Annotated in this window: 9 protein-coding genes; 1 reads left to right on the top strand and 8 read right to left on the bottom strand. The window is 72.7% G+C overall.

The genetic code is table 11. The annotated features are described in order from the left end of the window. Window positions 1–1,545: 1,545 nt before the first annotated feature. The 8 genes from ABZ374_RS35425 to ABZ374_RS35390 all read right to left on the bottom strand — a co-directional run bounded on the left by ABZ374_RS35425 (window position 1,546) and on the right by ABZ374_RS35390 (window position 9,897). Window positions 1,546–2,040, bottom strand: a complete 495-nt coding sequence (locus ABZ374_RS35425) for a metallophosphoesterase (RefSeq protein WP_360319233.1) — start codon at window positions 2,038–2,040, stop codon at window positions 1,546–1,548. Between the two features lie 204 nt (window positions 2,041–2,244). Next, window positions 2,245–3,291, bottom strand: coding sequence for an SIS domain-containing protein (locus ABZ374_RS35420; RefSeq protein ID WP_360319231.1), 1,047 nt, complete (start codon window positions 3,289–3,291; stop codon window positions 2,245–2,247). Window positions 3,292–3,379: 88 nt separating this feature from the next. Continuing rightward, window positions 3,380–4,363, bottom strand: coding sequence for an ROK family protein (locus tag ABZ374_RS35415; protein WP_360319229.1), 984 nt, complete (start codon window positions 4,361–4,363; stop codon window positions 3,380–3,382). 63 nt (window positions 4,364–4,426) lie between these two features. Then, window positions 4,427–5,638, bottom strand: coding sequence for an alanine racemase (locus ABZ374_RS35410; RefSeq protein WP_360319227.1), 1,212 nt, complete (start codon window positions 5,636–5,638; stop codon window positions 4,427–4,429). 117 nt (window positions 5,639–5,755) lie between these two features. Next, window positions 5,756–7,252, bottom strand: coding sequence for an APC family permease (locus ABZ374_RS35405; protein ID WP_360319225.1), 1,497 nt, complete (start codon window positions 7,250–7,252; stop codon window positions 5,756–5,758). A gap of 111 nt (window positions 7,253–7,363) precedes the next feature. Further along, the gene (locus ABZ374_RS35400; RefSeq protein ID WP_360319223.1) at window positions 7,364–8,551 is read right to left on the bottom strand and encodes an ROK family transcriptional regulator; all 1,188 of its coding nucleotides are present in this window, start codon (window positions 8,549–8,551) and stop codon (window positions 7,364–7,366) included. A gap of 235 nt (window positions 8,552–8,786) precedes the next feature. Then, the gene (locus tag ABZ374_RS35395) at window positions 8,787–9,314 is read right to left on the bottom strand and encodes an SRPBCC family protein (protein WP_360319221.1); all 528 of its coding nucleotides are present in this window, start codon (window positions 9,312–9,314) and stop codon (window positions 8,787–8,789) included. Window positions 9,315–9,399: 85 nt separating this feature from the next. Beyond that, window positions 9,400–9,897, bottom strand: a complete 498-nt coding sequence (locus tag ABZ374_RS35390) for a MarR family transcriptional regulator (protein WP_360319219.1) — start codon at window positions 9,895–9,897, stop codon at window positions 9,400–9,402. A gap of 168 nt (window positions 9,898–10,065) precedes the next feature. Here ABZ374_RS35390 and ABZ374_RS35385 point away from each other — a divergent pair, with 168 nt between their 5' ends. Further along, a complete protein-coding gene (locus ABZ374_RS35385) occupies window positions 10,066–10,707 on the top strand; it encodes an NAD(P)H-binding protein (protein ID WP_360319217.1) in 642 nt (213 codons plus the stop codon). Window positions 10,708–10,722 lie beyond the last annotated feature (15 nt).

Raw genomic sequence — 10,722 nt, 5'->3', positions numbered from 1 at the left:
CGGGAGACCCAGGGCTCCCGGCCGCCGGCGACCACGGGACCGGGCCCATCTCCACCGATCCACGCCGACCGTTTAGCCCTGAGCCTCCCGCTGCCGACCAAAACGCGACCGCCGGCCACACACGCCCGGCCCACTCGGAAAGGCTCCCCGGCGGACCTGACCGGGCTCCCCTCCCGCTCCGCCGTTGCCGGCGCCTTTCCCCGCAGGCAACGCCCGCGTCTCGGCGGGGAACCCAGGGCTCCTGACCGCCGGTGACCGTGGGACCGGGCTGATCTCCACCAGCCCACGCCGACCGTTTAGCACTGAGCCACCCGCCGCCCACCAAGACGCGACCGCCGGCCACAAACCACCCGACCCACTCGAGAAGGCTCCCCGGCGAACCTCACCGGGCCGCCCCACCCGCTCCGCCGTTGCCAGCGCCTTTCCCCGCAGGCAACGCCCGCGTCTCGGCGGGGAACCCAGGGCTCCTGACCGCCGGTGACCGTGGGACCGGGCTGATCTCCACCAGCCCACGCCGACCGTTTAGCACTGAGCCACCCGCCGCCCACCAAGACGCGACCGCCGGCCACAAACCACCCGACCCACTCGAGAAGGCTCCCCGGCGAACCTCACCGGGCCGCCCCACCCGCTCCGCCGTTGCCAGCGCCTTTCCCGCCGAGCAACACCCACGTCTCGCCGGGGAACCCAGGGCTCCTGACCGCCGGCGACCCTGGGACCAGGCCCACCTCCACCGGCCCACGCCGACCGTTTAGCCCTGAGCCACCCGCTGCCGACCAAGACGCGACCGCCGGCCACAAAGCACCCGACCCACTCGAGAAGGCTCCCCGGCGGACCTGACCGGGCTCCCCTCCTGCTCCGCCGTTGCCGGCGCCTTTCCCGCCGAGCAACACCCGCCTCTCGCCGGGGATCTCAGGGCTCCTGACCGCCGGTGACCGTGGGACCGGGCTGATCTCCACCGGCCCACGCCGACCGTTCAGCACAAAGCCACCCGCTGCCCACCAAGACGCGACCGCCGGCCGCGAACACACAAAGCCACCCGCACCCCAGCCCACTCCACCCCACCAACACCCAACCCCATAAGCCGAATTCGATCACCACACATCCGATCACCAGGCATCCGATCGCCGCGCCCGTCCGTCGGATGCCGTGCGCTCTGCGTATAGACCAAGGCCGTCGCCCTCGTGTGATCCACCGGGAGCCGTGCTCGGCGCAGACCCGGTCCGTTCGGCCCTCGCACCGGAACCGTGCCCGCTTCGCGCGCGAGCAGAAGGCCGCCTCTCACGCCGACCCGATTCGGTCGACCGGCAACAGACCAAGACCCCGTTCCCAATCGGCCTCCGCGCGCCCGGCGACCGTGGACACAACGCGGTCTGCTCACCGGCGGGATAGTGGGTGTAGTCGTACGCGCGCCCGGTGTCGGCGAGGTCGGACACCGGGCCGGCGGCGCGCTCGGCCGCTCCGCACAGTACGTAAGGGATGCACCGTCTGGGGCTGTGGAAGCGGAAGAAGTTTGTTGACGAACCATCCCGAATCGGCCGCAGGCGATCAGTCCAGGTCGTGCAGCACCACGTCGGTGATCTTGCCCGCGTCGGCCGTCAGGGTCATGTACGTGTGATGTGGTTGGCGGCGTCGGTCGGTGGGTGAGCCGGGGTTGAGCAGGCGCAGTCCGGAGTTGGTGACGGTGTCCCAGGGGATGTGGCTGTGGCCGAACACCAGGACGTCCACGTCCGGATACCGGGCCGCGCACCGGCGTTCCCGGCCCTCCGCCGGGCCCGTTTCGTGCACGACGGCGAATCGCACGCCGCCCAGTTCGACCCGGGCCACCTCGGGCAACCGGCTGCGCAGATCCGGGCCGTCGTTGTTGCCGTAGACGCCGATCACGCGACGCGAGTGCGCCTCGAACAAGTCCAGCGCGGCCCCGTCGACCCAGTCCCCCGCGTGGATCACCACGTCGACCGTCGCCAACTCGGCGAGCAGGCGCTCGGGAACGGCCTTGGCGCGTTGGGGTACGTGCGTGTCGGACGTGAGAAGAACTCGCATACCGCCCACACTACGAGCCGCCCCCGGTCCTGGGGCGGCATCGAGCGCAAGTCCCGCGCACGTCCCGCACAAGTCCCGCGCAGTTTCCGCGCAAGCCCCGCACGATTCCGGCCGGTGTGCGGCCGCGCCCCAGGACCGCGAAACGGCCCCGCCGCCCGCGTCGGCGCAAGCCGACACGGGCGGCGGGGCCGCCGAAAGCCCGGATCAGGTGGTCGGCGTGACCTTGGCCAGGCCGATCGGGGCGTCCGGGTTGGCGCCGCGGTGCAGGGCGAAGGTGCGGGCGAGGCCCTGGAGATGCACCGTGGTGGCGATCGCCCGGGCGGATTCCGAACGCAGGTCGCCCAGTTCGGGTGCCACCATCGCGTGCGGTATCCCGTCGGCGACCAACCGCGCCCGCAGGGCGGCGATGTCCGGCGCGGTCGGGCCGCCGAGGTCGATCAGCAGCACCGGTACCCGAGCGCCCAGTGCGGCGATCGGCCCGTGCAGCAGGTCGGCGACCGAGATGCCCTCGGCGAACACCCCCGACGTCTCCCGGATCTTGAGCGCGCCCTCCAATGCCACCGCGCCACCGAGCCCCCGGCCGGCGACCACCAGGCGATCGTGGTGCGCCCAGTCCGCGGCCAGCGCCTCGCATTCGTCGACGCCGGCCAGTACCCGGGCCACCGCGTCCGGCAGCCCGGCCAGATCGGCCGGATCGGCCACCGTCGACGGCAACGGCCCGAGCGCGAGCGCGATCCCGACCATGGCCAGCAACTGGGCGGTGACCGTCTTCGTGGCCGGCACCGCGATCTCCGTGCCCGCGTCGGTCGCGGCCAGCACATCCGCCTCCGCCGCGAGCACACTGTCCGCCTCGTTGGTGACCGCCACCACCCGGGCACCTCGCGCCCGCGCGGCCCGCACCGCCGTGACGATCTCGGGCGTGCGCCCGGACTGGCTCAACGCGGTGACCAGGTAGCCGGTGTAGTCGGTGCGCGCGTCGTACCTGGTCACCAGGCTCGGCGCGGCCAACCCGGCGGGCCGCCCGGACGCCAACTCGTACAGGTAGCGGCCGAACACCGCCGCGTTGTCCGAGGACCCCCGCGCGATCGACACGGACCCGTGCAGCGGCGCCGGCAACGCATCCCGAATCGCCGCCGCCAACTCCGGCAGCCGACCCACCAACCGCCGCAACACCTCCGGCTGTTCGGCCATCTCGGCGGCCATCACGGCACCGGGAGCGGGAAGCGCGGGAGAAGCCGTGTTCGTCGTCATGTTCATCCCATCGATCGAGGTCGGACCGGAACCGAAAACCAAACCGCAACACGCGACCGGCCGGCGCAGCGCCGACCGAGGGAACAACTCACGTCACCAGGGCCCACCCCGGCCGCTCACCCCCCGCCACGTCCCACGCGAGCGCCGCCGCGCCCCGCAGCGCCCCGTCGTGGATGTACCGGGCCGCCACGATCACCTCGCCCGGATCGACCGGGCTCGGAGCGTGCTTCGCGAGGAACGTGCGCAGCACGTCGAGCACCCGCTCGGACACGGCCATCAGGCCACCGCCCACGGCGATCCTGGTCGGATCCAGCGCCAGATACAGGTTGAGCACGTGGCCCGCCAGCACCGCCAGGGCCTGCTCGGCGACGGCCCGCAGACGCGGGTCGGTGGAGGTCAGAATCGCTGCCGCGTCCGGCGGCGGGCCGTTGCCGGCGAGGGCGTACAGGGACTGCGTCCGGGCCACCAGCGGGCCGCCGCCGATCAGCGACTCCAGGTCCGGCTCGTCCGGCCGGCCCGGCACCAGCGAATACCCGATCTCGCCGGCCACGCCCCGGGCGCCGCCCACGACCCGGCCGCCGACCGTGAGCGCGGCGGCGACTCCGGTACCCAGATTGACGAACAGCCCCGGGTCGGCGGCCACCAGCGCGCCCGAGCGCAGCTCGGCCAGCCCGGCCGCCTTGACGTCGTTGGCCACCACCACCGGCACCGCCCCGAACGCCTCGCGTGCCAGGCCGAGGACGTCCACCCGCTCGATCCCGGGCAGGTTCGGCGACAGCTCCACCCCGGCCGAGGTCACCGTGCCGGGACAGACCAGGCCCACCGCCACGATCTCGCGCCGCCCGTCCCGGGTCGCCGCCGCGACCTGTTCCCGGGCCGACCGCAGCAGCCGATCCAGCGCGTGCGCCATGTCCTCGCCCGGCTCGCGGGTGGCTACCCGACGCTCCGCGAGCACGGTGCCGGCCGCATCGACGGCGGCCATCGCCGTCTTGGTCCCGCCGATGTCGAGCGCGACTATCCCGAGGGAGTCGCGCGGCAGCGGCTGGTCGAGCAGGTCGGCGGAGTCGAACACGATCGTCACATTCCTCGAATCGGGCGGCGGCAACGGCAAGAACACGGACGGCGACCGGCGCGGTCAGGACGGGTCGCCCACCACCCGCGCCTCCGCGTCGTACCGCTCGCCCCACACCGGCGCGCCCGCATCGGCCCGGTGCAGGCCGGCCACCGACTGCGTGCGCCCGCGGGTCACGAACGCCTGCGGCCGGAAGCACATCACCACCGTGTCGCCCGGCCGGATCCCCAGCCGGCGCGCGTCCCGCAGCACCGTGTAGTAGTGGATCGCGCCGTCCGGAGCGGTATCCACCCGCGCCCGACGCTCGACCGCGGTCGCCGCGTCCCGGCCCACCAGCGCGGTGAGCGGGAACTCGCCCAGCACCTTGTCGAGGTAGTGCCCGGCGGCGAACGCGTACGCGTCGTCCCCGTCCACGTGCGACACCTCGGTCACGTACACGATCGCCGGCTGCTCCGGCGCGTCCGCGGCGAACACGTGCAGCGGCGTCGTCCCGTGGATCGCGTTGCCCGGCTCGACATGCGTGGCCCCCGCGTCGGCGGCGATCGTCAACGAGTGTGCCGACGTGGTCCCGGGCGCGTTCACCTGACGGATCTCGAACCCGGCCGCCCGCAGCCGCTCGGCCGCCGCAACGACCGTGCCCAGATTGGGTGTTGCCACGATCCGCCGCTGCTCCGGGTCGGCCAGCAGGCACGGGAACGTGGTCACGCCGTGCACCGCGACGCCCTCCACCGCGTCGACCTCGCGCGCTGCGGCCACCACGTCGGCGGCCGGGAAGCCGCCGCCGTGGCCGAAGTAGAACCGGTCCCCCTCGCCGTGCACCCGCAGCAGCACCGACACGGGCGCGCCGCCGCGCCGTACCGCCGCCGCCCCGATCCGGCGGGCCGCGTCCACGGAGAACACAGTGACCACCTCGGGGTCGGCGCCGACCACGAAGTCCTCGCTGCCCCGATGCGGCTGCACCAAGTGCCCGACGTGCCCGACCGGCAGGCCGTGCCGGACCGCGGCCGACACACAGGCGGTGTCCACCGCGACGACCGGACCGAGGCCCGCGTCGATCGCGGTGCGGGTGACGTCGGGGTTGCGCCCGTACTGCTTGGCCATCACGTACGTGGACAACCCCCGCGAGCGCGCGGCCTCGGCGATCGTGGCGGCGTTGCGTGCCACCGTGTCCAGGTCCGCGACGTACGTGTTGGCGAGCAGGCGGCCCTCCTGATGTGCCGTCACGACGGCCTCGATCAGCGGGCGGTTGTGGGCGAGGAGTCGGTCGAGGAACATCGCGAGGCTCTCCTTGGGAGGAGCGGACGAAAGGACTGCACGGAGTCGGTCGGGGCGGGCGGTTCGCCCGAGCCGGCGCGCGAAGGCCGGCCGGGCGTCGGCCGTTGCCCCACCGGATCAGGTCCGGCCGAGCGGCACGGGTATCGCCCCCTCCCCCGACCCGGCGGCCGGCTCACCCGCCTGGCCCGGTTCCGATTCGTCCTCGAACACCCGACCCATCGCGGCCAGCACCTGTGGACGCGAGCGGTGCGCCCAGACCAGATACGCGGTGCCCAGCACCATCCAGCCGACGATCACGTACGGCACGAGGTTGTTCGGATGATCGGGCACCGGCCACAGCTGGCCGTATATCGGCAACAGCATCAGCAGCACGGTCGCGCCCGGCAGGATCCCGTGCCGCAGCACGGAGAACTCGGCGCGGTGCTCGCGCAGGTAGAACCGGATCACCGCGACGCTCATCAGGATGTAGATGATCACCATCCCGAGCCCGAGGATGGTACCCGCGAACCCGTAGACGCCCAGCGGCCCCAGGTCACCGCCGAAGCCGCTGCCCAGCACCAGCGCGAAGACGAGCGAGAAGCCCAGGTAGGCGGTGATCGCCGACTGCGGCACGTGGCGTTCGTTGGTGCGGCCCAGAAAGCGCGGGAGCACGCCCTCGCGGCCCATCGAGAACAACACCCGCACGGCCGCGTTCGAACCGGAGACCACGTTGGCGAACTGGCTGACGATCACGGTCAGTGCGAGGACCCAGGTGACACCCCAGTAGCGATCCACCAGGGTGGTCAACGGCGCGGCGTCCCCGGCGAGTTGGGAACCGTGCGCGGAGCCGAAGCCGATCGAGGTGGAGTACGCCATCAGCACGTAGAAGGTGCCGATCACCGCGACCGCGGTGAACAGCGCGAGCGGGATGCTGCGCTTGGCGCCGCGCGCCTCCTCACCCAGGGTGGCCACCGACTCGAAGCCGATGAACATCAGGATGCCCCACAACATGCCGGTACCCAGGCCGCTGAACCCGTCGATCGAGTTCGCCGGATCGAACGGCGCCGTCGACAGCCCCGAGTCGCCCCCGTCGCCGAGGATCACCCCGGCCAGCCCGAGCAGTACGCCGACCTCCAGGACCAGGAAGATCAACGCGGTCTTGGCCGAACTGGAGACGCCGAGCGAGTTGACGCCCCATACCACGGCCGCGAACGCGAGCGACATCACCTGCCACGGCACCCGGATGTCGAACTGACTGTCCAGGAAGTCGTGGCTGTATCCGCCGAGCGCGGCGAACAACATCGGCCCGACCATGCCGTAGGTGAGCAGCAGCAGCCACCCGGAGAGGAAGCCGCCGGACTTGCCGAAGCCGTGGCTGTTGTAGGTGTACGCGAAACCCGCCGCCGGCAGCTTGCGGGCGAACGCGGCAATGGTGTTGGCGACCAGAAGGCTGGCCACCATGGCCAACACGATGGCCAGCGGCAGCGCGTAGCCCGCTCCCGCCGCGGCGGGCGGCGTGTTGAACGCGACGCTGGTCGCGGGGCCCATGAAGGCCATGCACATGGCGACGGCACCGAACACGGACAACGTGTTCCGGCGCAGGGACCCGCCTTTCGACGGCAGTGGGGTGGACATGGGTGGTACTCCAGGCGGTTCGGTGGGGTGGGACGGACCCCTGAGGGTGCGCGGGCCGCCGGCCGCGGCGGCGCGGTGTGCCTTGTGTCTGTGGGTGGGCGCGGCCCGGTGTCAGTGCGCGGCCGGGGCGAGCAGCGCGGACAGCTCCAAGTCGGCCCGGACCGCCGCCGCCGCGTCCGGCGCCACGTCGAAGCGGACCCGCAGCGCGGTCAGTCCGCGCGACACCGCGCCCAACGCGCCCGCGAGGTCGGCCAGTTCGGAGTGCACGAGCTCGGGGCACGCGGGCAATCGTCGGCGTACCCGCTCGCACAGCCGGGTGGTCATCGCCGCATCGATCGAGGCCGAGACCCGGCCGCCGAGCACGACCAGTTCGGGTTCGTAGGCGATCGTCACCGCGATCAACGCCACGCCGAGCGCGCGTTCGAACCGGTCGATCACGGCCCGGGCCGCCGGCGAGGAGTCGACGAACAGGTCGGCTGCGGTGACTACTTCGATCCCCGCGTCCCGAGCGGCCCGCATCAGGCCCTCGGCGCCGACCAGTTCCTCCACGGTGTGGTCGTCGGAGTCCACCGGCAGGAAGCCGAACTCGCCGACCAGACCGGTCGGGCCGCCCCGGATGTGCCGGTCCACGGCGACACCGGCACCGAAGCCGGCGCCGACGGTGAACATCACGGCGGTCTCGGCGGTCCGGGCGGCGCCGTGTCGCAGTTCGCCCTCCAGGGCCAGATCGGCGTCGTTGCCGAACGCGACGGTGCCCTCCAGCGCGCGGCGCACCCGGCGGGTGAACAGGTCGCCCTCGATCTGCGGGAGGTTGGTCGCGCCGCGCACGCCCAATCCGTCGGCCGCGACCGCGCCGGGCAGACCTATCACGCCCGCCCGCAGCACGTCGGGCGCGGCCGAGTCGGCGTAGAGCGCGCGGACCCGCTCGGCGAGCCAGTCCGCGAGGTCGTCGGCCGCCAGGTGTCGGGGTGTGGGCTCCTCGCGGTAGCGCGGCGCGTGGCCCAGCAGGTCGGTGGCCAGGAACCGGCAGGTGGTGCCGCCGAGGTCGACGCCGACCGCGATCCCACGCTCGGCCGCCACCTCGATCACCACCCCCTGCCGCCCACGCCGGCCGGTCTGGAGCACGGCGCCCTCGCGGACCAGGCCCTCGTCGAGCAGGCCCTCGACCACGCGCGAGACGGTGGCCGCGCTGAGCCCGGTCTGCTGGGTGAGACCCGCGCGACTGTGCTGCCCACCGGCCAACAGCACCGCGAGCAGGCTGGAGCGGTTGGCCCATCGGGCATCGGCCGTCTCCGCCATGTTCACCTCTCAGAGTGAAAATATTTCAGAGTGAGAGAAAATTAAGCCCGTGGGCAGGAGGTGTCAAGGGTTCGTCAAGACCCGGTCGCCGAGACAGGGGCGCCGGGACCCCCGCGGCCGGGCCGGAACATGAGCGCACCCCGAGCGACGGCCGGCGGGCGGCGGGTCGATCGGGGTGCTGGGCGGGGTGCGTGGGCGGGGGCGGGTAGCCCGGGGTGGGTGCGTGGGCCGGATTTCAGCCCTGACGTCCACCGCCGGACGCGACATAGGCGCGGAGGTGGTCGAGGCCGCGTTCGAGGATGTCGCCGACGGCCAGGTCGGCATCGGTACCCGCCTCGCGGTGTCGGGTCAGCGCGTCCACGGGCAGTGCCTCGCGGCCCTCGCTGCCGCCGAACTGGCCCGCGTCGTGCACCCGCTCGCGCTCGACCGCGCCGTAGTCGTCCGGATCCCGGCCGTCGTCGACCATGACGGTGACGATGCTGTCCACATCGCTCGGGCCGTCCTGGACGATCACGATGCCGGTGTACGAGGTGCCGCGCACGACCCATTCGATCCGGGTGCCGGGACCGTCCCGATCCAGCTCGACCTCGGCCGCGACGGACTGCGCCGACTCGCCGGCGGTCACCACCACCGCGCGGCCCGAGCCGGCCCGGACGGCGGTCACCGGAGGGAAGTATTCGGGAAGCTTGTCCAGGTCGGACAGGAGCATGTACACCCGGTCGGTGGACGCGGCGACCTGCACGGAACGCGTGTGAAGAACCATGCGCGTACTGCTATCCGTTCGAGGGCCGTTCCATTCTCGATCCGGATGCGGCCCGCGCGGGTCGGCCGCCCCGCGTACCGGCTCGTCAATCCGTCGCGTCGCCCAGGGATTCCAGCAGGGTGCGCAGCCCGTCGGCGAGCGCGGCCCGCTGCCGGGGACCCAGCGCGGCGAGCACCCGGCGCTCGGTGGCCAGGTGCGCGGGCAGCACCACGTCGATCAGTTCGCGGCCCTGGTCGGTGAGCGCGACCAGCACGCTGCGGCCGTCGGACGCACTGGTGCTCCGGGAGACCAGGCCGCGCGCCTCCAGTCGATCCAGGCGCTGGGTGATGGCGCCCGAGGTGACCATCGACGCCCGCATCAGCTCGGTGGGGCTCAGCCGGTGCGGGGGCGGATGCCGGCGCAGCGTGGCGAGTACGTCGAACGACGAGGCGTCGAGCCCGTGTTCGCCGAAGGTGCGGGCCAGTTCGGCACTGACCAGGCGGGCGGCGCGGGACAGCCGGGCGAGGACCGCCATCGGCGACGCGTCCAGGTCGGGGCGCTGCGTACCCCATTGCTCCAGCACAAGGTCGACGTGATCTGCCACGGCGTCAGGTTAGCCGAGTCGATGCGGCGATCCGGGCCGCCTCCCTCTTCCCAACTATCTTAGCGTTGAGGTATCTTTCTCTTAGCACTAAGGGATCAACCACTCGGTCGACAGCCCGGTCGAGGCATTCACCCACGCAGCGAGACCACCCGAGAGGGGCACACCACCATGCGCATCACCGTGTTCGGAGCAGCCGGAAACGTGGGCAGCCGAGTCGTCTCCGAGGCACTGTCCCGAGGCCACGAGGTCACCGCCGTGGTCCGCGACGCGGCCCGCTTCCCCGAGTTGCACCCCGAGGCCGAGGCCCGCGTCGGCGACGCCGCCCGGATCGAGGACGTGGCCGCCCTGAGCACCGGCCGGGACCTGGTGATCAGCGCCACCCGACCGGCGCACGGCAACGAACAGGCGCTGGCCGACACCGCCGAGGCACTGCTGGCCGGGCTCGCCGGCACGGGCGTACGCCTGCTGACCGTCGGCGGCGCGGGCAGCCTGACCGTGCCCGGCACCGGCGACACGATGGCCGTGGACGACCCGCGGTTCGTGCCCACCGCGTGGCGCGGCATCGCCCTGGCCTGCAACGCCCAGCTCGACGTCTTCCGGACCGACACCGAGGTCGACTGGACCTACCTGAGCCCGCCCGCCAACCTGGAGCCCGGCACCCGCACCGGCAGCTTCCGGCTCGGTACCGACGAACTCCTCGTCGACCCCGACGGCGTCTCGGCGATCTCCATGGAGGACCTCGCGGTCGCCCTGATCGACGAGGCGGAGCAGCCGCGCCACCACCGCGCCCGCTTCACGGTCGCGTACTGAGCGACGGGCCCGATG

This window comes from Embleya sp. NPDC005971 (assembly GCF_040629175.1).
In the GTDB taxonomy this organism is placed as follows: Bacteria; Actinomycetota; Actinomycetes; order Streptomycetales; family Streptomycetaceae; genus Embleya.
This window is presented reverse-complemented; position numbering and strand designations above follow the sequence as displayed.

Excerpts from the sequence above, each read along its gene's own strand:
- ABZ374_RS35425 (WP_360319233.1), bottom strand. The coding sequence starts at position 2,040 with ATGCGAGTTCTTCTCACGTCCGACACGCACGTACCCCAACGCGCCAAG.
- ABZ374_RS35420 (WP_360319231.1), bottom strand. The coding sequence starts at position 3,291 with ATGACGACGAACACGGCTTCTCCCGCGCTTCCCGCTCCCGGTGCCGTG.
- ABZ374_RS35410 (WP_360319227.1), bottom strand. The coding sequence starts at position 5,638 with ATGTTCCTCGACCGACTCCTCGCCCACAACCGCCCGCTGATCGAGGCC.
- ABZ374_RS35405 (WP_360319225.1), bottom strand. The coding sequence starts at position 7,252 with ATGTCCACCCCACTGCCGTCGAAAGGCGGGTCCCTGCGCCGGAACACG.
- ABZ374_RS35400 (WP_360319223.1), bottom strand. The coding sequence starts at position 8,551 with ATGGCGGAGACGGCCGATGCCCGATGGGCCAACCGCTCCAGCCTGCTC.
- ABZ374_RS35395 (WP_360319221.1), bottom strand. The coding sequence starts at position 9,314 with ATGGTTCTTCACACGCGTTCCGTGCAGGTCGCCGCGTCCACCGACCGG.
- ABZ374_RS35385 (WP_360319217.1), top strand. The coding sequence starts at position 10,066 with ATGCGCATCACCGTGTTCGGAGCAGCCGGAAACGTGGGCAGCCGAGTC.